This window comes from Ideonella lacteola (assembly GCF_038066555.1).
GTDB lineage: Bacteria > Pseudomonadota > Gammaproteobacteria > Burkholderiales > Burkholderiaceae_C > Ideonella > Ideonella lacteola.
On record NZ_JBBUTG010000023.1, the window covers coordinates 34981 to 60389 of the forward strand.

The 25409-nt window shown below is 65.2% G+C and carries 20 protein-coding genes; 11 read left to right on the plus strand and 9 right to left on the minus strand.

What is annotated here, in order from left to right:
- Nucleotides 1-143: 143 nt before the first annotated feature.
- The 6 genes from AACH06_RS24240 to aptA all read right to left on the minus strand — a co-directional run bounded on the left by AACH06_RS24240 (nt 144) and on the right by aptA (nt 8041).
- Nucleotides 144-1256, minus strand: a complete 1113-nt coding sequence (locus AACH06_RS24240) for a polyamine ABC transporter substrate-binding protein (RefSeq protein WP_423222079.1) — start codon at nt 1254-1256, stop codon at nt 144-146.
- A gap of 276 nt (nt 1257-1532) precedes the next feature.
- A complete protein-coding gene (locus AACH06_RS24245; RefSeq protein WP_341428370.1) occupies nt 1533-2912 on the minus strand; it encodes an aspartate aminotransferase family protein in 1380 nt (459 codons plus the stop codon).
- A 153-nt stretch (nt 2913-3065) separates the two neighbouring features.
- A complete protein-coding gene (locus AACH06_RS24250; protein WP_341428371.1) occupies nt 3066-4433 on the minus strand; it encodes a glutamine synthetase family protein in 1368 nt (455 codons plus the stop codon).
- Between the two features lie 122 nt (nt 4434-4555).
- Nucleotides 4556-5353 carry a gamma-glutamyl-gamma-aminobutyrate hydrolase family protein gene (locus AACH06_RS24255; RefSeq protein ID WP_341428372.1) on the minus strand — a complete coding sequence of 266 codons (798 nt, stop codon included), beginning with the start codon at nt 5351-5353 and terminating at the stop codon, nt 4556-4558.
- Between the two features lie 5 nt (nt 5354-5358).
- Complete coding sequence (locus AACH06_RS24260; RefSeq protein WP_341428373.1) at nt 5359-6657, minus strand: NAD(P)/FAD-dependent oxidoreductase; 1299 nt, start codon at nt 6655-6657, stop codon at nt 5359-5361.
- Nucleotides 6658-6721: 64 nt separating this feature from the next.
- Entirely contained in the window at nt 6722-8041 is a 1320-nt protein-coding gene (gene aptA / locus AACH06_RS24265) for an omega-aminotransferase AptA (protein ID WP_341428374.1), read from the minus strand.
- Nucleotides 8042-8204: 163 nt separating this feature from the next.
- On the opposite strand from aptA, the gene AACH06_RS24270 reads away from it, so the two are divergent.
- Nucleotides 8205-8693, plus strand: a complete 489-nt coding sequence (locus AACH06_RS24270; RefSeq protein WP_341428375.1) for an Lrp/AsnC family transcriptional regulator — start codon at nt 8205-8207, stop codon at nt 8691-8693.
- Here the strand turns inward: AACH06_RS24270 and AACH06_RS24275 are convergent.
- On the minus strand, nt 8690-9637 hold the full coding sequence (locus AACH06_RS24275) for a hypothetical protein (RefSeq protein WP_341428376.1): 948 nt from the start codon (nt 9635-9637) through the stop codon (nt 8690-8692). The two genes, AACH06_RS24270 and AACH06_RS24275, sit on opposite strands and share 4 nt — an antisense overlap.
- A gap of 422 nt (nt 9638-10059) precedes the next feature.
- On the opposite strand from AACH06_RS24275, the gene AACH06_RS24280 reads away from it, so the two are divergent.
- The 5 genes from AACH06_RS24280 (at nt 10060) to AACH06_RS24300 (ending at nt 15740) form a co-directional block, all read left to right on the plus strand.
- Complete coding sequence (locus tag AACH06_RS24280) at nt 10060-11376, plus strand: extracellular solute-binding protein (RefSeq protein WP_341428377.1); 1317 nt, start codon at nt 10060-10062, stop codon at nt 11374-11376.
- Complete coding sequence (locus AACH06_RS24285) at nt 11373-12332, plus strand: carbohydrate ABC transporter permease (protein ID WP_341428378.1); 960 nt, start codon at nt 11373-11375, stop codon at nt 12330-12332. Before AACH06_RS24280 ends, AACH06_RS24285 begins: the two co-directional genes overlap by 4 nt.
- A gap of 10 nt (nt 12333-12342) precedes the next feature.
- Nucleotides 12343-13200, plus strand: coding sequence for a carbohydrate ABC transporter permease (locus tag AACH06_RS24290; protein ID WP_341428379.1), 858 nt, complete (start codon nt 12343-12345; stop codon nt 13198-13200).
- A 71-nt stretch (nt 13201-13271) separates the two neighbouring features.
- Complete coding sequence (locus tag AACH06_RS24295) at nt 13272-14636, plus strand: GH1 family beta-glucosidase (protein ID WP_341428380.1); 1365 nt, start codon at nt 13272-13274, stop codon at nt 14634-14636.
- A gap of 54 nt (nt 14637-14690) precedes the next feature.
- Nucleotides 14691-15740, plus strand: coding sequence for an ABC transporter ATP-binding protein (locus AACH06_RS24300; protein ID WP_341428381.1), 1050 nt, complete (start codon nt 14691-14693; stop codon nt 15738-15740).
- A 115-nt stretch (nt 15741-15855) separates the two neighbouring features.
- Here AACH06_RS24300 and AACH06_RS24305 read toward each other — a convergent pair whose 3' ends face one another.
- Nucleotides 15856-16071 carry a hypothetical protein gene (locus tag AACH06_RS24305; RefSeq protein ID WP_341428382.1) on the minus strand — a complete coding sequence of 72 codons (216 nt, stop codon included), beginning with the start codon at nt 16069-16071 and terminating at the stop codon, nt 15856-15858.
- A 331-nt stretch (nt 16072-16402) separates the two neighbouring features.
- On the opposite strand from AACH06_RS24305, the gene AACH06_RS24310 reads away from it, so the two are divergent.
- Nucleotides 16403-17428 (plus strand): phospholipase, encoded by a 1026-nt coding sequence (locus tag AACH06_RS24310; protein ID WP_341428383.1) that lies wholly within the window; start codon nt 16403-16405, stop codon nt 17426-17428.
- 14 nt (nt 17429-17442) lie between these two features.
- Nucleotides 17443-18762, plus strand: coding sequence for a peptidyl-prolyl cis-trans isomerase (locus AACH06_RS24315; RefSeq protein ID WP_341428384.1), 1320 nt, complete (start codon nt 17443-17445; stop codon nt 18760-18762).
- Between the two features lie 70 nt (nt 18763-18832).
- Here AACH06_RS24315 and AACH06_RS24320 read toward each other — a convergent pair whose 3' ends face one another.
- On the minus strand, nt 18833-19843 hold the full coding sequence (locus tag AACH06_RS24320) for a glycoside hydrolase family 16 protein (protein WP_341428385.1): 1011 nt from the start codon (nt 19841-19843) through the stop codon (nt 18833-18835).
- A gap of 185 nt (nt 19844-20028) precedes the next feature.
- On the opposite strand from AACH06_RS24320, the gene AACH06_RS24325 reads away from it, so the two are divergent.
- From AACH06_RS24325 to AACH06_RS24335, 3 genes are all read left to right on the plus strand, one after another.
- Nucleotides 20029-23046, plus strand: a complete 3018-nt coding sequence (locus AACH06_RS24325) for a TonB-dependent receptor (protein ID WP_341428386.1) — start codon at nt 20029-20031, stop codon at nt 23044-23046.
- Nucleotides 23047-23117: 71 nt separating this feature from the next.
- Nucleotides 23118-24668 (plus strand): tryptophan halogenase family protein, encoded by a 1551-nt coding sequence (locus AACH06_RS24330; protein WP_341428387.1) that lies wholly within the window; start codon nt 23118-23120, stop codon nt 24666-24668.
- A gap of 22 nt (nt 24669-24690) precedes the next feature.
- Nucleotides 24691-25392 carry a SapC family protein gene (locus AACH06_RS24335; protein ID WP_341428388.1) on the plus strand — a complete coding sequence of 234 codons (702 nt, stop codon included), beginning with the start codon at nt 24691-24693 and terminating at the stop codon, nt 25390-25392.
- Nucleotides 25393-25409: the final 17 nt, after the last annotated feature.

Genomic DNA, 25409 nt, shown 5'->3' on the forward strand with positions numbered 1-25409 from the left:
TCGATGTTCTCGATGCCGCAACGCGCGCTGCGTTGCCTCACTCCAACTCCAAACCGAGAGGTCGGTGCGGATCCAGCCCCGCCGGCTCGCTGCCAAAGCCCCCTCGGGGGGCAGCGACCGGAGGGAGCAGGGGGCCGTTTCTCTCAGAGCCCCGTCTTGAATGCGGTGTAGACGCGGTTCTGCTGACGGCGGATCTCGTTGTTCAGCAGATCCGCCGAGCCTTTCATCTTGGCCACGTTTTCCTGGGAGAGGAACACGGTCGGGTTGTTCGCCACCTCGGGCTTGATGAACTTCTTCGACTCGAGGTTTGCGTTGGCGTAGAAGACCTTGTTGGTCAACGACGCGCTGACTTCCGGCTTCAGGATGTAGTTGATCCACTTGTGGGCATTGCCGGGGTGCGGAGCGTCGGCCGGGATCGCCATCACGTCGAAGAACAGCAGGCCGCCGTTCTTCGGGATGAGCGCCTCGATCTTCTGCCCGGTGTTGCCGTCAATCGCGCGCTGGCGGGCGATGTTGATGTCACCCGACCAGCCAAGCGCCACGCAGATCGAGCCACTGGCCATGTCGTTGATGTAGCCGGACGAGCTGAACAGCGTCACGTAGGGGCGCACCGACTTCAGCAGGTTCAGCGCCGCGGTGTAGTCGGCCGGGTTCTTGGACACGCGTTCCTTGCCCAGGTAGTGCATGGCCGCCGGTACCACTTCATCGGCCGAATCGAGGAACGACACGCCACACGACTTCAGCTTGCTGATGTACTCAGGCTTGAACACCAGGTCCCAGACGTTGTCGGGCAGGGGCCCGCCGATGGCGGCCTTGACCTTCTCGACGTTGATGCCCACGGTGGTGAAGCCCCACAGCCAGTCGACCACATGCTGGTTGCCCGGATCGATCTTGGCCAGTTGGGCGGCGATCGCGGGGTCGATGTATTTCAGATTCGGGATCTGCGACTTGTCCAGCTTGGCCAGCAGCCCGCCGAGGATCTGCAAGCCTGCCCAGTTAGATGAAGGGACGACGATGTCGTAGCCGGTCTTGCCCGCCACCAGCTTGGCATGAAGGATCTCGTTGTTGTCGAAGTTGTCGTACCGGACCTTGATGCCGGTTTCCTTCTCGAAGTTCTTGATCGTGTCTTCGGCGATGTAGTCCGACCAGTTGTAGATGTTCAGGACCTTTTCTTCCTCCTGCGCCTGGACGGGGCTGGTGGCGGCGAACAAGGCGGTGGCCAGCATCACGGCGGTGCGGGCGATCGGGAACTTCATGTGGATTTCTCCGTTTGGCGAAGTGAAATCAGGGATGGAGGCAGATGCACTGAGGATATCCCCCGGCAGCAGGCGGGCCCGCGGCAGGTGGGTTGCTCCGGAAGTCTAAGGTGGCGTCGCGGTCGATCACGGTGGGGCGGGCCTGATGCGGCTGGGGCGTCGCCGCCCGGCGTGGTGGTGCCGGATGACGGCCTGTGAAGACGAGATCGGGGCGAGTCATCGGTACATCGTCACCAGGGAATGTCCGCGGTGGTCGGGATTCCCTGGTGAGATCCATCAGAGCCAGCCCTTGGACGTCACGTCGGCCAGCGTCAGGTCGAGTGCCTGGCGGATCAAGGCCATCATCTCGTCGATCTGCGACCGGGTCATCACCAGCGGCGGCGCGATGATCATCCGATCGCCCACGGCCCGCATGATCAGGCCGTTGCCGAAGCAATGGCCCCGGCAAACCATGCCAACCTCCAGATCGCCGGGGAAGGGCAGGCCCTTCGCCTTGTCTTTCACCAACAGAATCGCGCCCATCAAGCCGCATGTGTCCACGCTGCCAACCAACGGATGGTCGCGCAGCCCGGCAAATTGCTCAGCAAGATACGGGCCCACATCTTCGCGAACATGCTCGACCAGCTTCAGCTGCTGGATCAACTTGATGTTCGCCACCGCCACGGCGCACGCCACGGGATGGCCCGAGTAGGTGTAGCCGTGGTTGAACTCGCCGCCTTGCTCGATCAGCACCTTGGCGACTCGCTCACCGACCATCACGCCGCCCAGCGGCACGTAGCCGGAGGTCACGCCCTTGGCGAAGGTCATCAGGTCGGGCTTGGAGCCCATCGTCTCGCAGCCAAACCAGTTGCCCGTGCGCCCGAAGCCGCAGATCACCTCATCGCTGACGAGCAGGATGCCGTACTTGTCGCAGATGCGCTGGATCTCGGGCCAGTAGCTCTTGGGCGGCACGATCACGCCGCCGGCACCCTGCACCGGCTCGCCGATGAAGGCGGCCACTTTCTCGGGCCCGACCGCGAGGATCTTCTCTTCCAGCCAGCTGGCCGCCAGCTTGCCGAAGGCATCCGGGTCCATGCCCTTGCCGTGCTCGAAGGCGTAGGGCTGCTGGATGTGCACGATATTGGGGATCGGCAATCCACCTTGAGCGTGCATGCCGCTCATGCCGCCCAGCGAGGCGCCGGCCATCGTCGAGCCGTGGTAGCCGTTGTGGCGGCCGATGATGACCTGGCGCTCAGGCTGGCCGAGCACGTCCCAGTAGCGGCGCACCATGCGGACGATGGTGTCGTTGCTCTCCGAGCCCGAGCTCGAATAGAACACGTGCTTGAACTGCGGGGGCGTCACTTCGGCCAGCAACTCGGCCAGCTCGATGGCGGGTGGCGTGGCCGTCTGGAAGAAGGCGTTGTAGAAGGGCAGCTCCTTCATCTGGCGCGTGGCCGCGTCGATCAGGCTTTGCTGCCCGTAGCCCACGTTCACACACCACAGCCCGCTCATCGCATCGAGGATCTTGTGACCCTCGCTGTCCCAGAGGTAGATGCCCTCGGCCTTGGTGATGATGCGCGAGCCCTTTTTCGCCAGCGAAGCGAAATCGGTGAAGGGATGCAGGAAGTGCGCCGAATCGGCGGCTTGCCAGTCCTTGGTCGTGCGGAGGTTGGTCATAGGTCTTGAGGCCGTTGAATTAACAATGATGTGAGAGTGATGAGGATTCCGTAGCGAGCGGACCGAGGTGGCGTCGAGCAGCGCAGCCGTACTCCCGTACGGCGAGCAGCACAGGTGCCGGATCGGTTCGCGCTTTAGGAAGATTCATGGCTCTCAAACGTGCAGCAGCAGGTGCTCGCGCTCCCACGGCGAGATCACCTTCATGAACTCGGCGTACTCGATCTCCTTCACCTCGGTGTAGACGGTGACGAACTGTTCTCCCAGCACGCGGGCCAGGTCCTTTTCTTCGCGCAGCAACTGCAGCGCCTCACCCAGGCTGCGCGGCAGCTGGTAATCGCCCAGGTAGGCGTCACCCTTGCACTCCGGCGAGGGCTGGATCTTGTTCTTGATGCCCAGGTAGCCGCAGGCGAGGGTGGCGGCCAGCGCGACATACGGGTTGGCGTCCGCGCCGATCACCCGGTTCTCGATGCGGCGGGCCTGGGGGCCGGCAACCGGAGAGCGGATGCCCACCGTGCGGTTGTCGGTGCCCCACTGGATGTTGATTGGCGCTGCGGTGAAGCGGGCCAGGCGGCGATAGCTGTTCACGTACGGCGCGAACAGCGCCATGGCTGCCGGGATGTACTTCTGCAAGCCGCCGATGTACCAGTAGAACTCGTTGCTCGGCGTGCCGTCTTCGTTGCTGAAGAGGTTGCGGCCGGTGGCCTTGTTGACGATGCTTTGGTGGATGTGCATCGCGCTGCCCGGCTCGCCAGCGATGGGCTTGGCCATGAAGGTGGCGAACATGTCGTGCCGCAGCGCCGCTTCGCGCACCGTGCGCTTGAAGAAGAAGACTTCGTCGGCCAGGCCCAGCGGGTGGTCGTGGAAGAAGTTGATCTCCATCTGGCCGGCGCCGATCTCGTGGATCAGCGTGTCGACGTTCAACTCCATCTTGCCGCAGTAGTCGTAAACGTCTTCGAACAGCGGGTCGAATTCGTTCACTGCATCGATGGAGTAGGCCTGGCGCGACGTCTCCGAGCGGCCACTGCGGCCGATCGGCGGCTTCAGCGGCATGTCGGGGTCGGTGTTGCGCGCCACCAGGTAGAACTCGAGCTCCGGCGCCACGACCGGGTCCCACCCCTCGGCTGCGAACAAATCGCACACGCGGCGCAGCACCGAGCGGGGAGCAAAGGGAACGAGGTTGCCGTCGCGGTCGAAGCAATCGTGGATGACCTGCGCGGTCGGGTCGGTCGCCCACGGCACGATTCGCACGGTGGCCGGGTCGGGCCGCAGGTGCATGTCGCGGTCGGTGGGGTTGATGACGTCGTAGTACGGGCCCTCGTCGGGGAACTCACCCGTCACACCCATCGCGACGACGGCTTCGGGCAGCCGCATGCCGCGATCTTCGGTGAACTTCTCGCGCGGCAGGATCTTGCCGCGGGCCACGCCAGTGAGGTCGGGCACAAGGCACTCGATCTCGGTGACGCGGTTCTGGTTGAGCCACTGTTCGAGCTCGCTGAAATTGAAGTGTTCTCTGCTGGCCATGATGGCACCTGATTTGTTTTGAAGCCGGGTGGGGCTTCTGGTACGCGCGGTTGGTCCCCCGGCGGGCCGGGGCGCGGGCCGCGCGGGCCCCGCGATGGATTCAGGGGTTCAGCAGTCACCCGTCACGGGTGCGGACCGCGCCTTCCTTCGCGGTATCGGCGGCAAGCCTCGCCGAAGGCTGTCAGCATCTTCATCGACACCGGGTTGTCTGCGGCGAGCCACTCGGGGTGCCACTGCACGCACAGCGAAAAGCCGCGCGATTCAGCCACCGAAAAGGCCTCCACCACGCCATCGGGCGCGCGGGCTTCGACGCGCAGGCCATCGGCCAGACGGTTGACCGCCTGCCCATGCACCGAGTTGACCTCGAAGCGCGGTTGCCCAACGATCTTGGACAGCACGCCGCCTTCGGCCACCACCACATCATGAGCCGGGCCATACACCTCGGCTGCCGGCGTGCCATCGGGACCGCCGCGGTGGTCGTGGTGGCCATCTACCTCGTGCACGGCCTGGTGCAGGGATCCGCCGAGCGCGACGTTGGCTTCCTGCGTGCCGCGGCAGATGGTGAACAGCGGGATGCCGCGCTCGACCACGCGCCGGATCAGCGGCAGCGTCCAGCTGTCGCGCAGCGGATCGAGCGGCAGCGAGGGGTCGAGCACCTCTTCGCCGAAGTGGCTCGGGTGCACGTTCGACGGCGAGCCGGTCAGCAGTACGCCGTCGGCCAGATCGAGCAGGGCCTCCAGTTCGCTGTCATCGGCCGAGGGCACCACCAGCGGCTGGGCGCCGGCCAGGCGCACGGCATCGATGTACTTCTTGCCGGCGATGTGGAAGGGGTGCTCGCCGAGCATGCGGTTGCATGCAGGCACCAGCACGATGGGCTTGGGTGAAGCCGTGGAAGCTGATGGGTTGTGGGGCTGGGTCATGAGGGTCATCCGAGCAAGTCTCTCAGGCGGTACCAGGCCATGCCGAGCACGAGGGCCGGCGTGCGCAGCCAGCGTCCGCCCGGGAAGGCATGGTGCTTCAGCCGGGCGAAAACGTCAAAGCGCGAGGCGTCGCCGTTCATCGCTTCGGCCACCAGCTTGCCGGCCAGGCCCGTCAGCGCCAGGCCGTGGCCAGAGAAGCCTTGGAGGTAGTACAGGTGCGGGCCGAGGCGGCCGAAATCCGGCGCTCGGTTCATCGTGATGTCGACGAAGCCACCCCAGGCGAACTGGATCTTCGTGTTCGCCAACTGCGGGAAGGTGCCCGCCATGCGCTGGCGCATGCTCTCGGCCAGGTTCGGCGGGGTCATCTTGCTGTAGCTCACCCGGCCGCCGTACAGCATGCGGTGGTCGTTGGTCGGGCGGAAATAGTCGAGCACGAAGTTGGTGTCACACACCGCCGAGCGGCTGGGCACCAGCGAGTCGCACAGCGCCGGGTCGATCGGCTCGGAGCACACGATGTAGGTGCCGACCGGCATGATGCGCTCTTCGAGCTGCGGTGCCATGCCCTGCAGGTACACGTTGCCGGCGAGCAGGGCCTGGCGTGCCCGAACTTCACCCTGTGCCGTTTGGATTCGCACGCCGCCTGCGTGCTGCTCGATGGCGGTGACGGCCGTGTTCTCGTGGATCTTGACGCCCGCACGGTCGACCGCTGCCGCGATGCCCAGCGCGTACTTCAGCGGGTGAAGGTGGCCCGAGCGCGGGTCGTGAATGCCGCCCTTGTAGCGGGGGCTGTCGATCCAGCGCTGCACCTCGTTCGGCGCGATGCGGGTGAACTCGGCGCCGTAGACCCGAGCCATGCGTTCGGCCCAGTCGTCAAGGTCTTTGGCCTTGCCGGGCGTGGTGGCGAGGCCGAGGTAGCCATCTCGCCAATCGCAGTCGATCTGGTAGGTGGCAATGCGCTCGCGGATCAGGTCGATCGCTTCGAGCGACATGGCCCAAACGCGGCGCGCATCGTCCAGCCCCAGCTGGCCTTCGATGGTTTCCTGATCGCAGGCGAGGCCGTGGATGGCCTGGCCGCCATTGCGCCCACTGGCGCCCCAGGCGACTTCCTTGGCTTCCAGCAGCGTGACCTTGAAGCCTTTGCCGGCCAGCTCCAGTGCGGCACTGAGGCCGGCGAGCCCTCCGCCGACGATGGCCACGTCGGTATCGACGGAGCCAGAGAGTGCGGAGAACCCTCGCCCGCGCTGCGCGGTGGCAGCGTAGTAGGAGTCGCGGGCGAGATCGCGGTCGATGCTGAGGAAACTCATATGTAAGCGCTAGGCATCCCTCGGTTCGTCAATGGGCGTCGGCTTGCCGCGTCGGGTCGCCGTCTCAGGCGACCCGTTTCAGGGCGGTGGCGATGGTGCCGACGATCTGGTCGATCTGCTGCCGCTCGATGATCAGAGGCGGTGACAGGGCGATCGTGTCTCCCGTGGTGCGGATGAGCACACCAGACTGGTAGCAGTCGAGGAATACGTCGAACGCGCGCTGGGTGGGAGCGCCAGGGCGCGAGGCCAACTCAATGCCGCCCACCAGGCCGATGTTGCGGATGTCGATGACGTTTGGCAGCCCCTTGAGCGAGTGCAGCGCTTCGGCGAAATAGCCTTCCAGTTCTGCGGCGCGCGTCAGCAGGCCTTCTTCCTGATAGGTCTCGATGGTGGCGAGGCCCGCGGCGCAAGCCAGCGGGTGAGCCGAATAGGTGTAGCCGTGGAAGAACTCGATCAGGTGCTCGGGGCCCTGCATGAAGGTGTCGTAGATCGACTGCTTGGCGATCACGGCGCCCATCGGCACGCAGCCGTTGGTCAAGCCCTTCGCACAGGTGATGAGATCGGGCGTCACCCCGAAGGTCTGGGCGCCAAACGGCGAGCCGGTGCGACCAAAGCCGGTGATGACCTCGTCGAAGATCAGCAGGATGCCGTGCTGGTCGCAGATCTGACGCAGCTTTTTCAGATAGCCGACCGGCGGAATGAGCACACCGGTGGAGCCGGCCACCGGCTCGACGATGACCGCCGCGATGGTCGACGCGTCGTGCAGCGCGATCAGGCGTTCCAGGTCGTCGGCCAAGTCGGCGCCGTGCGCGGGTTGCCCAACGCTGAAGGCATTGCGGGCGGGATCGTGGGTGTGGCGGATGTGATCAACCCCTCCCAGCATCGTGCCGAACATCTTGCGGTTGGCCACCATGCCGCCCACCGAGATGCCGCCGAAGTTGACGCCGTGGTAGCCGCGTTCACGGCCGATCAAACGTGTACGTTGGCCTTCGCCGCGAACACGGTGGTAAGCCAACGCCATCTTCAGCGCGGTGTCGACCGACTCGGAGCCCGAATTGGTGAAGAAGACCTTGTTCATGCCGGCTGGGGCCAGCTCCGCCACCTTGTGCGCCAGCTCGAAAGCCTTGGGGTGGGCCATCTGAAAGGGCGGTGCGTAGTCCAGCTCGGCCGCCTGTTCGGCGATCGCCTGAACGATCTTGGGCCGCGCATGGCCAGCGTTCACGCACCACAGGCCGGCAACGCCATCCAGTACCTGACGACCGTCGTCCGTCCAGAAGTGCATGCCGGAGGCCTTGGTGAACAGCCGCGGCGCCTTCTTGAACTGGCGGTTCGCAGTGAAGGGCATCCAGTAGGCGTCCAGGGCGGCGGGCGAGGGTGTCGTCATTCGTCGTTCTCCAGCCGGTGGGCCTGCAAGGGGCGGGCCAATCGCGGCGCTGATAGAGATGGGAGTCTAGAGAAGACCCCGCGCAATGTGCTTGCGCGATCTGCACGGGGCAACCCTAGGTGGCGCAATTTTGTGCGAATGGATCTGCGATACTTGGAACAATATGCGAGATTCTCCGAAAACACCGCAATTGGATGCGATCGACCGGCTCATTCTGGAAGAGCTTCAGGCCAATGGAAAGCTGTCGAATGTCGAGCTTGCGCAACGGGTGCATTTGTCGCCCTCGGCCTGCCTGCGGCGGGTCAAGCAACTGGAAGACGAAGGCGTCATTGCCCAGTATGTTGCGCTGCTGAACCCGAAGGCGATCGGCCAGCACGGCACCAGCTTCACGATCATCAACCTCGAGAACATGAGCAACGCGCTGCTCGAGGCCTTCGAGCGATCGGTGCGCGACGAGCCGCAGATCCTGGACTGTTTCTACGTGGCCGGCTCGAACGACTACCTGATCCGCTTTGCCTACCGCGACGCCGAAGACCTGGAGCGCTTCCACACCGAGGTCTTGATGCGCCTGCCGGGTGTCGAGCGCTCCAACTCGATGCTGGTGCTGCGCACGGTCAAGAAGACGACGGCGTTGCCGTTGAGCGTGGATTAGCCTGCAGGCACGAAGGCGGCAGCCCGTTTTGTCCGGATCGCGCTGAGCAGCGAGTTGGCCAGGTTCTGAACCTGGGCGAACGTGCCGTCCGGGCCCCGTCCGATTTGCAATGCCTCGGCCACGTCAGATCCGCACCAGTTGCGCGTCGCGCACAGTAGCAATGTCGCTGTGGATTCCGGGCCGCAGGAAACGCCCAGACTGCATTGCACCAGCAGCCACGTATCTTTCAGCAAAGCGCGCTCCGTTGCGCTGCGATAGTGCTGCCCGTCAAAATATCCCCCGGTGTCGCCTCCAGGATCGCGAGAGGGTTGCGTTTCAAGGTAAATGAGGCTCTGCATCGCAATGGGATCGCCACTGTCCAGGAGCGCTCGGGCACGACGGAGGCTGTCGTCCTTAGATTCGTTGAACGTCCTTGGCATCAGGATGGCGACCAGAGGATCCGAGTCGGGCCGGACGCCGTTCGAGGTCATTGCTGCCGACAACTGCTGAAAGGATTCTTCGGCAGTAGTGTCGCAGCGAGCCTCGAGCAGCGCGGCAGAGTGCAGAGCTTGATTCGACGTCATCTGTAGCTTGTTCGATTCGCGTGACGACCGAAATGTTTCGCACTCAGCATTGGCCGCCAAGGCATAGATCAAACCGCCATGCCTGGCGTCCTTCAGTGACGCTGAAATGAAGTGCCGATAGCTGCGTGTCCGATTGAACTGTGCAAGCAGCGAGTCCAGCACTTCGCGTGTTTCGGGCGAAGTTTTGGGATGTGTCGGAGTTGAAGCCGCCTGAGTCGGCGCCCATGCTGAATTGACGCGGTCTTGGCTCGGTGCCGATTTGGAGGTTTCTTCCGGAGTCGAAGAGGTATTCCGTGGCTGAGTCGAGGTGAAAAACTCGAAGGCGGTTGCGGCCAATAGGGCCACGATTCCACCGGCAACCCACGTGTATATCTTTTTCATCGTGTTTGATGTTCTCCCGGCGTGATTCTATTTCGGCCATTTGACGAGACATGGCTGAGTGATCGGCCTGGATGGGCGCCGGTGCTGTGCAGCCCGGGGGGCGCTTGGACCGGGTCGGGTGTCTGGCGGCGGCGGTCTTTCAACGGAGACCGCGGACGCGGCAAGAATGGGCGTCTGGTGAGGGCCGTTCCGGTGCCCGGGCCTTCTGCCAGATGGTGAGTGTGGGAGCACACCCCCGCGGAATTACCGTGTTGACAGCCCTGTCTCTGGCGGCTAAATTGCCTGAAAGCGCTTTCAGCAATCGTTTCCGGTCCGCTTTCGAGCAGGGCGGCGGGCTGGGGCTTGAGTGGCGGGTCGCTGGCGACACTGAATGAGACAGGGCGAATGCGGCGCATCGGCCACAGCCAAAACAAGAGGCAAGCTTGGAGACTGTTGAAAACGCGCAATTCGAAGGCGGTGAAGCGATGGGTTTGACCCGTCGCGCCTGCCTGGCGGGCGTCGCCGGCGCACTGGCGCTGCCGGGCATCACGGCCCGCGCCGGCTCCGACGGGGCATCGCAAAAGCTGGTCATCGCGGCCTATCCCGCGGTCGACAAGGCCATCAAGGCGGCGCTGCCGCTTTTCAAGGCCCAGCATCCCGGCGTCGAGGTCCAGGTGATCAGCCGCGAGTTCGCCGATCACCACACCGCGATGACCACGGCGCTGACGACGGCGAGCAACCTGCCCAGCCTGATGACGCTCGAGGTCGACTACCTGGGCCGCTTCGCGCGAGGCATTGGCCTGGAAGACCTGACCCAGGCACCTTACCTGGCCAGGCAGTACCGCGATCGCTTTGTCACCTACGCCTTCGATCAGGCCACAGACAAGAACGGCGCGGTGCTGGCCATCCCGACCGACATCGGCACCGGTACCTTGCTCTATCGCACGGACCTGCTGGCCAAGGCCGGCGTTCACGAGTCTGACCTGACCGGCTCGTGGGAGGGCTATGTCAATGCCGGCGTGCGCATCAAGGCGGCCACCGGCGCCTACCTGCTGCCCAACGCCCGCGACATCAAGGACATCGTGGTGCGCACGGGCATCCAGCCCGGCGAGGGCATCTTCTTTGACAAGGATTCGAAGGCCCTGATCCACACCCGGCGCTTCCAACGGGCGTTCGAGCTGTCGCTCAAGGTTCGTCAGCACAAGCTGGATGCGCAAGTGCGGCCGTGGTCTTCTGATTGGGCCGAAGGGTTCCGCCGCGGCGCCATCGCCAGCCAGATGGCGGGCGCCTGGATGGCGGCCCACTTGAACAACTGGCTGGCACCCAATACGCGCGGCCTGTGGCGGGCGGCGCAGTTGCCTGAAGGGGCGTACGCGGCTTCAGGGGGCACGTTCTATGCTATTCCCCGGCGCTCGGCGCCTGAGTTGAAGCCGCTGGCCTGGGATTTCATCCGTTTGATGACCCTCAGCCGCGAGCAGCAGCTCGGAGCCTTCAAGACGTTGGACGCCTTCCCGGCGCTGCTGGAGACCTACGAAGACCCGTTCTTTGAGCAGCCGATCGAGTTCCTCGCGGGCCAGCCGGCGCGGCTGCTGTGGCGCGACGCCGCCCGGCGGATCCGCGCGGTGCAGGTGCACAAGCAAGATCACTTCGCCAGCGAAGTCGTCAACACCGAGCTCGACAAGGTGCTCGACCAGGGCAAGCCCATCGACCAGGCCCTGGCCGATGCCCAGCGACTCATTCAGGCGAGGGCGTTCCGATGAGCCAGACCGTGCCGGCCGCCAGCGCGGCCCCTGCCAAGGTGGCCACTGGCGCACGCCCCTTGCCCCGGCGCCGCCGCTTCCAGCTCTCGCCCCGGTGGGCGCCGTATGTGCTGCTGACGCCCTTCCTGGTGCTGTTCCTGGTGTTTGGCCTGTATCCGCTGCTGTTCTCGCTTTACCTGGCGTTCCAGAGCTGGGAGCCCACCAGTGGCCTGCATGCGATGCACTACGTGGGGCTGGAAAACTTCACCTTCGCGCTGCAAGACGAGTGGTTCTGGAAGTCGCTGTCCAACACCGGCTGGCTGGCGGTGGCATCGGGGGTGCCTCAACACTTGGTCGCCATCCCGATTGCCTGCTTCATTCATGCCCGGATCAAGCGATTTCGCAACCTGGTGGTGGGCGCCTATTTCGTGCCCTACATCACCTCGACGGTGGCGATCGCGATCCTCTTCACCTCGCTGTTCTCGACCGACTACGGCTTGATCAACTCGGGCATCCGTGCGCTGTGGAATGGCGATCCGATCGATTGGCTGAACAAGCCCGGCACCATCAAGCCGACGATCGCGCTGCTGGTGTTCTGGCGCTTCGTGGGATTCAACGTCGTGCTGTACCTGGCGGCGCTGCAAACCATTCCGGCCGATCTGTATGAAGCCGCGCGCATCGACGGCGCCAAAGCGTGGCAGCAGTTCCGCTACATCACGCTGCCCAGCCTGCGCCCGGCGATCCTGTTCGGCGTCACCTTGAGCGTGATCGGCGGTCTGCAGTTGTTCGAAGAGCCGTTCATCTTGACCAATGGCAAGGGCGGCTCCGACCAGGCCGGCATGACCACGGCCTTCTACCTGTACCGCATGGCGTTCGATTTCAACGACTTCGGTGCCGCCAGCGCGATGTCCTGGCTGCTGTTCCTGGTGGTGGCGGTGCTCACCTGGGCCACGCACAAGGCCTTGAGCCGCAACTGAGGCACGCACCATGGCCCACTCAGCCACTGTCGGCACCTTGAACTCGACCAGCGCCCGTATCAACGCCTGGACGGCCTACCTCACCGTGGGCATCGGCGCGCTGGTCATGCTCACGCCGTTTTACTTCCTGTTCGTCTTCGCCACCCAGTCGCGGCAAGACCTGTTCAGCCTGCCGCCGCCGCTGTTCTTCGGCAACGACCTGGCGGCGAACCTTCAGATCCTGACCGACCGAATCCCCTTCCTGCGCAACCTGGGCTGGAGCCTGTATGTGGCGGTGGCGTCGACGCTGCTGACGCTGCTGTTCTGCTCGATGGGCGGGGCGGCCTTCGCGCTGTATGAGTTCCGGTTCAAGAAACACCTGTTTGCGCTGGTCATGGCAACGATGCTGTTGCCGTCGTTCATGACCATCATCCCCAACTTCATGGTGATGGATGCACTGGGCTGGATCGATCAGCCGCGTGCGCTGTACGTGCCCGGTGCGGCCGGCGCCTTCGGCATCTTCCTGATGCGCCAGTCGGTGATCGCCGCCATCCCGCGCGAGCTGGTTGAAGCCGCACGCATGGACGGCTGCGGGGAATTCGCCATCTATTGGCGCATCGTGCTGCCGCTGCTCAAGCCCGCCTTGGGCACGCTGGGGCTGGCGACCTTCATCGCTTCCTGGAACAACTTCATCGGGCCGCTGGTGGTGATGCGTTCGCCCGACATGTACACGCTGCCGCTCGCGTTGCGCAGCCTGCAAAGCCCGGTGGATACCGAGTGGGGCGCATTGATGGCCGGTACCGCCATCGCCACGCTGCCGCTGCTCGTGCTGTTTGCCTTGGCCTCGCGGCAACTCATCGCGGGGCTCACCGCCGGCGCGGTGAAGTGACGGCGGCCCATCTCTTTCGACAACCAACTTCTGGCAACTGCGGCCCACGAGGCTGAACCTTGGCGCTTGTGATGAATTTCAACGACACCAAAGACATCGACACCACCTTCCCGCCGGACTTCCTGTGGGGGGTGGCCACCAGTGCCTTTCAGATCGAAGGCGCCGCGAAGGAAGACGGCAAGGGGCCGTCCATCTGGGACGACTTCTGCCGTGTGCCGGGCGCGATCGTCGACGCCAGCCATGGCGATGTGGCCTGCGACCACTACCACCGCTGGGAAGCGGATCTGGACATGATCCAAAGCCTGGGCGTCGATGCGTACCGGTTCTCGATTTCGTGGCCGCGGGTCCGCCCGACCGGGGACGGAGCCTGGAACGAAGCGGGACTCGCCTTCTACGAGCGGCTTGTCGACGGGCTGATCGCGCGCGGCATCAAGCCGTGCATCACGCTGTATCACTGGGATCTGCCCTCTGGCCTGCAAGCCCAGGGTGGTTGGGCCAACCGGGAGACGGTGCACCGCTTTGTTGAATACGCACTGGAGATCGGCCGCCGCTTCGGCGACCGGGTCGAATCCATCACCACCCACAACGAGCCATGGATCGTGGCCACGCTGGGCCATGACATCGGCACCTTCGCACCGGGCATCAAGAACCGTGCGATGGCCGCCCAGGTGTCGCACCACCTGCTGTTGTGCCACGGCATGGCGTTGAAGGCGCTGCGCGAGCAGGGCTGCAAGGCGCAACTGGGCATCGTGCTGAACCTGTCGCCCACCTATCCGGCCACCGATTCGGCGGAAGACCGCCGCAGTGCCACCCTGTCTGACGCGCACCTGCTGCGCTGGTACCTCGACCCGATCTTCCACGGCCGGTACCCGCAGGAGGCGCTGGATGATCTGGGCGCCGATGCGCCCAAGATCGAGCCCGGCGACATGGCCTTGATCGGCCAGAAGCTCGACTACCTCGGCATCAACTACTACTCGCGTTCGGTCGTCAGCGCCGCAGGCCCCTGGAAGGCCGGCAGCCAGGGCCACGAGCTGACCGACATGGGCTGGGAGGTGTACCCCCAGGGCTTGACTGACCTGCTGATGCGTCTGCACCGCGACTACCCTGGTGTGCCCCTGTACATCACCGAAAACGGCGCGGCCTTCAAAGACCAGGTCGTCGACGGCGAAGTGCGCGACGCCGACCGCACCCGCTACATCGCCGAGCACATCGAGGCGGTGGGTGAAGCCATCAAGCAGGGCGCCCCGGTCGGCGGCTACATGGTCTGGAGCCTGATGGACAACTTCGAGTGGGCCTCGGGCTACGAGAAGCGCTTCGGCATCGTGCGAGTGGACTACGATTCGCAAGTGCGCCAGCTGAAGCAAAGCGCGCTGTGGTACCGCGACTTCCTCAAGCGCCAGCGGGCCTTGCGCAGCCGGGCAGCCCAGGCGGCCTGAACGGGCCAGAATCGGCGGAAATCGGCTGAAGGCCCAACGACGAGGGAACCCACCATGGCACAAGTGTCACTGCGCGGCTTGCGCAAGCGTTTTGGCGACGTCGAAGTCCTCAAGGGCATCGACCTTGACGTGCGCAACGGCGAATTCATGGTCTTTGTCGGCCCCTCGGGTTGCGGCAAATCGACCACGCTTCGGTTGATCGCCGGGCTGGAGGAGCTGGACGAAGGCGACATCCTGATCGACGGCGTCAGTGCCAAGGATCAGCGCCCGGCCGAACGCGGCACGGCCATGGTCTTCCAGAGCTATGCGCTGTACCCGCACATGACCGTGGCGGACAACCTGGGCTTTGCACTCAAGATGGCTGGGGTGGGCAGCGCCGAACGCAAGGCGCAGGTGCAACGTGCCGCCGAGACGCTGCGCATCACCGATCTGCTGCAGCGCTACCCACGCGAGTTGTCGGGCGGGCAGCGGCAACGGGTGGCGATCGGCCGTGCCATCGTGAGAAAGCCGCGCGTGTTCCTGTTCGACGAGCCGCTGTCGAACCTGGATGCGGCACTGCGCGTGGACATGCGAATCGAGCTCTCCCGGCTGCACCAGGAGCTGGGCACGACGATCATCTACGTGACCCATGATCAGGTCGAGGCGATGACCATGGGCCATCGCATCGCGCTGTTCAACAAGGGTCGGCTGGAGCAGGTGGGGGCGCCGATGGAGCTTTACCGAGCGCCCGCCAACGAGTTCGTGGCCGGGTTCATCGGCTCACCGCGCATCAACCTGATCGACCGTCCTCTGGCGGGGCAGGCCACGCCCGAGCACGGCGCCTTGTGGGAGCGCCTGGGCCTGGGCGCTGCGCAACGCGCCGGCCTGCGGCCCGAGCACCTTTCGGTCGCGCCGAGCGGGCAGGGCGTGCCAGCCACCGTCGAGCTGGCCGAGTACCTGGGCGACACGACGCTCGTGCACCTGCGGGTGCCGGGCGTGGCGCACCTGCTGACGGCGCGCGCCGACGGCGGCGTGACCGGCCTGGCCGCGGGCTCGAAGGTCGATCTCGTCCCCGAGGCCGACAAGGCCATCGCATTCGATGCCCAGGGCTGCCTGGTGGCCTGATCGCCCGCAGGCTTTCACCGGTGCCTGACGAGGCCGAGTACGTGCACGGCCTCGCCCTCGGCATGGGCCACGTGCGCCGGCTCTTCAGGCTAGGCGCTCGACCGCTGACGACACGTCAGCTCAATGAACCCCAGCCCGTGGGGATGCGGCGGAAATGGCCGTCGGCATCGAGCTCGTCTGGCGGCACGTCTTCATCCGTGCCTTCCAGTACCTGGCCACCCAAGGCCAGGATGGCCTCGCGAGTGGCCTTGAATGGGGCCAGCTCGGGGCTCTCGCAGTGGCCGTGATAGACGCGAAAGCTGTAGACGCTGATCGTTTCGCTGGCTTGCATGTGCAACTCCTGAGCCATGGCGGTGGATGCGGCGTGCAGCCGGGGGCCATGGCCCCCGACCTTGGTTGAATCCTAGCCGGCTCTGCAAAGGCGAGGGAAGTCCTACAGATTGGGCGGCGGCGCCTACGGCGAGAACGCCAAGGCCCCGGCGCCCGCGGACTTGCTCGCACGCGCCAGCAGGATGGCGCAAAACGACAAGACGCCCGGCGCCCGCGGGGCGAGGCTTCGCATCGGCGCGCATGGCCATCTGGCTGGCGCGCCCGTCCGGGGGCCGCCTGTGGTTTGTTGTCGTCGGTGATGCCCCCACGCACCCCAACCCGAGGAGACATCGATGACACGCAAACCAGCCTGGCGCTGGGGGCTGGCGCTCGCCGCGCTCGCCCCCGTTGGCACCCAGGCGTTTTCGCCCGACACCCATGCGCGCCTGGTGCTGGATGCGGTGGCCTACATGGCCGCCCATCCGGACACCACCAACTACCAGAAGCTCGTGGAAGGCGCGCAGAGGGCCGGCTACACGATCGACCAGTTCGCCCAGGCCATGTCCCAGGGCGCACACGATGTGGACTATTTCGAAGACACCTTCATTTGCGGCGCGGTGACCGGCGACTGCGTGAAGGCGCCGCTGTGGGGCCTGGGCACCGACATCGCGCGTTACACCTCGTTCTGGCACTTCCAGGACCATGCCCACGGCACCGATGCCCATGGCAACCGCTACGGCGGCTATAACTACAAGCGCATCGCGATCATCGGCGACATCGACAACGTGGCCGCCGGCTGGTTGTGGAACGACTACCTCGACGATGGCCGTGGCGGCATGGGTGGCCTCTTTGGCGACACGAGCCGCTACAACACCTACGGCGTCACCGAGGCCAATTACCGGCAAGGCGGCACCTCGACGAAGTCGATGTACGCCGATTACCAGGCCTTCCCGTTCCAGCCCATCACCAACCTCGGGCAGTACTGGTTCACCCAGTTCCTGGCGCAGCCCACGGCGCAGACGATAGGCTTCGTGTTGCACACCACCGACACGGCCGTGCCGCACCACAGCTGGAACACCCTCGGCAACCACCACTCGGACTGGGAGAGCTGGGTGCTCAGCTACTACGACAGCGAGCAACTCGGTGCCGTCAACCTCGTCGAACAGGCGATGGCGGACATCTCGCCACTGTCGCCCAGCGCCACCGATGTGCGGCCGGTGCTGTACCAACTGGGCGCCTACTCCTACGCCAATGGCTCGCTGGTGTTGTCGTCGACCGAGCATGCCGACCGGGTCACCGTGGGCCGCCGGGTGGTGCCCCACGCCATCGCGATGGTGGTTCGCGTTCTCAACCGCGCCGCTGAGCGCCTGGTGCAATGAAAGGGCCGCTCTCCATGAAACTCAAAAGCATCGTGGTCGGCGCCGCCTTGGCGCTTGGGCTGGCACCTGGGCCCTCGCTGGCGGCGCCCGAGGCCGGCCCCCCCACATCGTTGCGCGTGGACGATTGGCGGATGTCGGCCGCGGCGCTGGACGTGCTGTGGCGCGCCGCCCTCATCCAGCACCCAGAAACGACGCGGCAGGCCGTGGCGCTGGCCGTGGCCGAGGATCGGGTTCTGGCCCGCTATGCGCAGCAGCACGTCAGCCCGGCGCAGTTGCGCCCCGGGTGGCGCGTGGGGTTCGCCCCGGAGGTGAACGCGCAAGCCGCGCTGATGGCCACGTTGGAACGCGTCTTCGAGGCCGATCTGCGGCCGGCCATCGGGCCCGAAGGCCCGCAGCGATTTGTGGTTCGCCAATATCCGGTGGATACGCAGTCGCTGGCCGCGCTATGGGGTGACCGCACCCCACCGGCCTTGGATGACCGCCTGTCGGACGAGGCGCTGGAGCGACTGACCCGGGTGCCCGTGCTCGACCACCGTGTCGACGAGCAGGGCCCGATCCGCACCGTGAGCCTGCGCGACGTGTGGCACCAGCTGGACGTGCATGGGCGGCAGGCCGTGAAGCGTGGCGATGCCCGCTTCGTGCACCACCAGGCCCTGCGCATCGTTCGCGCCGCGTGGGTGCGGCACTGGCTTCAGTCCCACCAGCGGCTGCAGCCTGCCGACTTCGAGGCCCTGGCTCAAAGCATGGCCGACCGCGAGCTTCGCCTCGCCCTCGAGCAGGCCTGGGGCGCGAGCGGCCAACTGCATGGGGCCCAGGAGGCTTTGACGTTGCTGCGGGCGGAGGCCACGGCGGCTGACATACGCGCCTACTACCTGGCCCATCCCGAACAGTTCGCACGGACCGAGCGTGTGCGCGCGCAGCACATCCGATGCGGCGACACCGCCTGTGCCGAGGCGGCCTCTGCCGCGCTGCAGCGCGGCGAGGCGTTCGCGACCGTCGCACAACGCTATTCGACGGCGTCTTCGGCGGTGCAGGGCGGTTCACTCGGCTGGGTGGAGGCGGGCCGTTCGTCCGGACGCTGGCTGGCGCAATTGGCCCTGGCCCAAGCGCCTGGCGAGCCTTCTCGCCCCATTCGCGAGCCCGAAGTCGGTGGGGGCCCGGTGCGCTGGCAGATCGTTCAGGTTGTCGATCGGGAGCAGGGCGTGCACCCGCTGGACAGCGAGACCACCCGGTTCATCGCCGCCGAAGGTTGGGCACGTGAACGCGCTGTCGAGCGCTTCACCGCGCTCAAGGAGCGGCTCGTTCGCGAGGCAGCGGTCCAACTCTCACCTTGACGCCAGCCTCGGCGTGCCACGGTGGTGCCCCCGTCATCGGGCGGGCACCACCGGTTCGCTTCAGGCCGGGTCAGCGCGGCGCCTGGTAGACCCTCACGTGGTCGACTTCCATCTGCACCGGGAAGATGGCGTCGTCCACCGGGCCACCCAGGTGCCCGCCGATGGCGATGTTCAGGATCAGGAATTCCGGTGCGTCGAACGGCCATTGGGCGGTGCCCTGGCGCGCATTCCGGTAGACATGGTGCACCTTGCCGTCGATGCCGAAACGCATGTGGTCGGGTGTCCAGTGCAACTGGTAGTCGTGGAAGGCCGTGCAGGCGTCGGGCACTTGGGTGCCGTTGCCGGTGCCGTGCGCGCCATGACCAGCGGCGGTGTGCAGCGTGCTGAACACATGCCCCGGCTCGCGGCCGATGTGTTCGACGATGTCGATCTCGCCACCGGCCGGCCATTCGACCGGGGTGTTCAGCATCCAGATCGCGGGCCACGTTCCCAAGCCGCAGGGCAGCTTGGCACGGATCTCATAGAAACCATAGGTCCAGTCGCCTTTGCCTCGGGTGATCAGCCGGGCTGAGCTGTATTTCTGGCCACCCCAGTCGGCCCGTGCGGACAAGTCTTCTTTGCGCGCCGTGATGAGCAACTTGCCATCACGTACGACGCTGTTTTCGGGCCGTGCATCGCTGTAGTACTGCAGCTCGGCGTTGTGCCAGCCCTGTTTGTTCATGCCGGTGTCATAGACCCACTTGGTGGCGTCGGGCAGCCCGTCGGTGCTGAATTCATCCGACCAGACCAACTGGTAGCCGGCCGGCAGCCGCAACGGTTCTTTCATCAACGCATCGGGGCTGGCCGGCCCGCTGGCGGCGGCAGCGGCCGCCGAGCCCAGGGCCCAACCCAGCCCGAGGGCGGCGGTGGTGCAACGGCGCCACGTTGCGACCGTGGCGGCCACGCTGCGGATGGCGCGATCCCAACACGCGGTGTGCGCCGTGCATGAAACGTTCAGGTATGGCGCCGCGCCGGGATCGATGGATCGATTTCCGAGAGGGAAAGTGCCGTCACTGCGGCTAGGATCGGTGGCCTTGTTCATGTCTCCTCAATGTTTCGTTAATTAAAGAATCGTTCACCTGCCTAGGGTGTCTACTAAGTTGCAAGCGCTTGCACAATGCGTATTCTCTTGAAACCGCTTTCAAAGCAGCGTCGCCATTGTGGCTGATGGCGTCGAAAGCGTCGATGCCGGAAGGGGCATCCAACACACCAACTGGAGACCGTTTCATGTCCATTCGCCCTCCTGACAGCCGCCACATCAGTCGGCACCCAGCCTTCCGCATGACGCACCTCGCGGCCGCGTGCGGGATCCTGATCGGCGGCGCAGGTTCAGCCATCGCGCAACAGCAAGCCGCCGCCGCGCCTGCGCCTGCGAAGCAGGAAGGTGAGCAGATCGAGACCGTGGTCGTCACCGGCATCCGCAAGAGCCTGGACACTTCGCTCAGCCTGAAGCGCGATGCGTCGGGCATCGTCGACGGCATCGTGGCCGAAGACATCGGCAAGTTCCCAGACACCAACCTCGCTGAATCGATGCAGCGCATCAGCGGCGTGTCGATCGACCGCTCGGTGGGCGAGGGCTCGAAGGTCACCGTGCGCGGCATCGGCCCCGAGTTCAACCTGGTGCTGTTGAACGGCCGCCAGATGCCTGCCTCGGGCATCGTCGACACCGGTGCCTCCGGCTCCCGCGCGTTCGACTTCGCCAACCTGGCATCCGAATCGATCGCGGCCCTCGAGGTCTACAAGACCAGCCGCGCCGCGTCGCCGGCCGGTGGCATGGGCGCCACCATCAATATCAAGACGGCCCGCCCCCTGGAGAACCCCGGCTTCCGTGCCAGCCTGGGCGCCAAGGCGATGTACGACGAGTCGAACAACCGCATCCCCGACTCGCTGCGTGGCAGCCAGGTCACGCCTGAAATCTCCGGCATCTACAGCGACACCTTCGCCGATGGCACTTTCGGCGTGGCCATCAGCGGCAGCTACCAGGAACGCAACCTCGGCCTTAGCTATGCCGGCGTGCCCAATGGCTGGCGCTCGTTCCGTGGCGACGAAAACAACTGGGGCACCATCCCGCAGCCGGGCCAGCCGGGTTCCGAGAACATCACGAACCGCCCGGGCCCGAACGATGTCTACTCGGTGCCGCAGAACATCAACTACGGTGTCAGTGGCATCCAGCGCCAGCGCACCAATGGGCAGTTGACGCTGCAGTGGGCGCCGATGAAGGAGCTCACCACCACGCTCGACTACACCTACTCCGAGCTCAAGCTGCAAACCAAGCGCAATGAGCTGTCGGCGTGGTTCAACTTCGGCCCCTCGTCCAGCTCGTGGACGGACGGCCCGGTGGCAGGCCCAATCTTCTACTCGGAAACCATCGTTCCGGCGACGAGCGACATCGCCATGGGCGGTGCGAAGTACGCCACCAAGAACACCAACGACTCGCTGGGCTTGAATGTGGCCTGGAAGGCCTCGAACAACCTCAACTTCGAGTTCGACACCCACCACTCGTCGGCCGAATCGGGTGCGGACAGCCCCTACGGCTCGAACGCCGTGCTCGGCACCGCCAGCTTCAACCGCGGCACGACCTCGGTCGATTTCTCGAAGGACTTCCCCGTCCTCAGCATCGAAGGTTCGCAGCTCGATCCGTCGTTGATGATGGTGACCGGCTCGTCGTTCCGCAACAGCTACATGAAGTCGGAGATCGACCAGACGCAAGTCAAGGGTCGGTACAAGTTCGAAGACGCGTCGAAGCTTGACTTCGGCATGAGCTTGACGGACGCCAACAACCGCTCGGCCTATTCCAACGTCCAGCGTGACACCTGGGGTGGCGCCACGAATGCCGGCGACTACCCGGACAGCGTCTGGCATCCGGACAAGATGGGCCGTTACTTCGGCAGCGTCAGCGGCAGCAACAGCTCGGCTTTCTTCAACAACTTCTACACCTGGGACTTCGACGAAGTGCGTGCCCTGGCCGCTCAGGCCGCCGGCGACGAATCGCTGTACCGCGCGTCGAACGTCTTCACCACCGATCGTCGGGTGAACGAGAAGTCGCAGAGCGCCTTCGTGCAATACAGCACCGACTGGGAGTGGGGCGTGCCGATGGGCATGGCGGCCGGCCTGCGCTACGAGCACACCGACATCACCTCCAAGGCGCTGGTGCCCATCGCCACCGGCATCAGCTGGGTGTCGAACAACGAGTTCTCGGTGGCCTTTGGCGCGCCGGAATTCACCAAGCTGAAGGGCAGCTACACCTATGTGTTGCCGAGCATCGATTTCGATGCCGACATCACCAGCAAGTTGAAGGCCCGCGTCAGCTACGGCGAGAGCATCGGCCGCCCGCAGTGGGACTACATCCAGGGCGGCCAGACGCTGAACCAGCTTGCGCGCATCGACGGCGGTACCGGCTCGCAGGGTAACCCGGCGCTGAAGCCGCTGAAGTCGAAGAACATCGACCTCTCGCTCGAGTACTACTACGCCAAGGGCAGCTACATCGCGGCCGGCTACTTCGCCAAGAACCTGTCGAACTACGTGGGCGTGACGACGACCGAAGGGACGCCGTTCAACCTGCACACGCCGGCCAATGGCGCGCTGTTCCAGGAAGCCGTTTCCACCGGCGGTTGCACCGACAGCGACCTGACCTGCATCCGCAACTACATCTTCGCGAACTACAACGGCACGCGCGGTGTGACGCAGACGGGTACCGACGGCAACGGCAACGCGGTGGGCACGATCGCCGGCCAGTCCGACGACCCGATCGCCACCTTCCAGATCACCACCTACTCCAACCAGCACAAAGCGCGGTTGTATGGGGTGGAACTGAACTGGCAGCACATGTTCGGCTCGACCGGTTTCGGCGTGTCCAGCAACTACACCTACGTGAACTCGGGCCTGAAGTACAAGAACGGCAGCCTGGGTGAGCAGTTCGCGCTGGAGGGCCTGAGCGACACGGCCAACCTGGTGGTGTTCTACGAGAACGACACCTACGAAGCCCGCTTGGCCTACAACTGGCGCGACCAGTTCCTGGCGGCGCGTTTCGATGGCAGCGGCCTGCCCAACCCGGTCTACACCGAGCCGTACTCGCAGCTGGATTTCAGCGCTGGCTACAAGTGGAACGACAACCTGTCGTTCCAATTCGAGGCCATCAACCTGAACGATGCTGTCGTACGTCAACACGGACGCACGAACAACGCGATCATCGGCGTCTGGCAGACCGGGCCGCGTTATACGATCGGGGCGCGGTACAAGTTCTGACCGTCACCTGAGCGTCCATGCACGCCAGGGCCTGGGAAGGCCCTGGCGGTGCCGCGGCGAGTGTGAGAGAGATGGTTGCAGACACGTCAGATCACGCGGTCCAGCGTGTCGTCATCGTCGGAGGCGGCTCAGCCGGCTGGTTGACCGCCGGCCTTCTGGCCGCCGCGCATCGCGGCCGCATTCAGCTCACGCTGCTCGAATCACCCGCCGTTCCGCCTATCGGGGTGGGCGAGGGCACCTGGCCCACGATGCGCGATTCACTGCGCGACATCGGCGTCAGCGAGGCGGACCTGATCCGCGAGTGTGACGCCTCGTTCAAGCAGGGGTCGCGCTTCAACCGCTGGGCCACGGGCCACCCCAACGAGCGCTACTTTCACCCCTTCGTGCTGCCGCAGGGCTACACCGAAGTGGACCTGGCCAGTGCCTGGTTGCAGTCCGCCGTGCCGATGCCCTTCGGCGAATCGGTGAGCTTTCAGCCGCACCTGTGCCTGCACGGTCGCGCGCCCAAGCAGTTCTCAACCCCCGAGTTCGCCGCGGTGGCGAATTACGGCTACCACTTCGATGCTGGCAAGTTCGGCGTCTTCCTGCGCGAGCACAGCGTGAGCCGGCTGGGCGTGCAACACGTGCTCGACGACGTCGTGGCCGTTCGGCCGCACGACAACGGTGACATCGCCGCCGTGCAGACGCAGCACCACGGCGCCATTGAAGGCGACCTGTTCATCGATTGCACCGGCCTTCAGTCTTTGTTGCTGGGCCAGCACTACGGCGTCCGGTTGGTGTCGCGCAAGCACGTGCTGTTCTGCGACACGGCGCTGGCATCGCAAGTGCCCTATCCCAGCGACAACGCGCCGATCGCCTCCCAAACCTTGTCCACCGCCCAGCCGCACGGCTGGGTGTGGGACATCGGCCTGCCCACGCGGCGTGGCGTGGGGTTGGTGTATTCCAGCGCCCACACGAGCGAAGACGAGGCGCGCGCCGCCTTGCGGGCCTATCTGGCCGACACCGGGGCGCCCCCAGGTTTGCCCGAGGCACGAAAACTCTCCTTCGAGCCGGGACACCGGGAAACCTTCTGGCATCGCAACTGCCTGGCGATCGGGCTGGCGGCGGGCTTTCTTGAGCCGCTGGAAGCCTCGGCGCTGGCCCTCATCGAGTATTCGGCCACCTTCTTGCGCGACCAGCTGCCCGCCACGCGCGAGGCCATTGACATCGTGGCGAGGCGCTTCAATGCTGGCCACCACTACCGGTGGGATCGCATCGTCGACTTCCTCAAGCTGCACTATGTGCTCAGTGCGCGTGAAGACAGCGACTTCTGGCGCGACAACCGCCAGGCGGCATCGGTGCCGGCCAGCCTGCAGGACGCGCTGGTGATGTGGCGGCACCGGCCGCCGTCACGGCATGACTTAGTTCGCCACGATGAGGCGTTTCCCTCTGCCAGCTATCAATACGTTCTGTATGGTATGGGCTTCAAGCCCGAGCGGCATTCGATCAGCCACACCGACGCTGAACGGGCACACGGGTATTTCCAGGAAGCAGCCCAACTGACGCGACGCATGTTGCCGGCACTGCCCGGCAACCGCGAGCTGATCGAGCACATCCGGCGCCACGGGCTGCCCTCCATCTGAGACTCACTTGACCTCCACGCCCATGACCCGAAACGTCCTGCTGAACAACGTCGAACACAAAGACCTGCGCGTCATCACCAAACGGGGTGCTGCGTATGGCGACGATGTGATGTTCGCGGTGACCTTTCCGTCCGAGTTCCGCAACGTTCAGGCGCATTACCCGATCGTCTTCCAGAAGTCGCACGATGGCCGCGGTTTTCAGCCGGTGGCGCTGCTGGGTTTGCGCGCAGGTCAGAACCTGTTCCTGAAGGGCGATCGTTGGGATGCGCCGTATGTGCCGCTGGCGATCGAGCGCCAGCCCTTCCTCATCGGTTTCGACCGCGACGAGCTGATGGTGCACATCGATCTCGACAGCCCGCGCGTCAGCCAAACCGAGGGGGAGCCCGTGTTCCTGCCCTATGGCGGCACCACCGAGTTCCTCGAGCGCGCCAGCTCGATGCTGCTGGCGATTCACGAAGGGCTGCAAAGCAACACCGCGTTCACGCAGGTGCTGCTGCAGCATGAACTGCTCGAGCCCTTCGCGCTCGATATCGAGCGGCCCGATGGCTCGCAGCACCGCTTCGCGGGCTTCTACACCATCCACGAAGAGCGCCTGGCCAAGCTGGGCGGGCCCGCGCTCGAATCACTGCATCAGGCCGGACATCTTTTCGGCATCTACATGGCGATCGCCTCGCTGTCGCGGCTGCGTGACCTGATCCAGCGCGCCCAGGCGCTGGGCGAGTGAGTCGCATCGCGATCGGG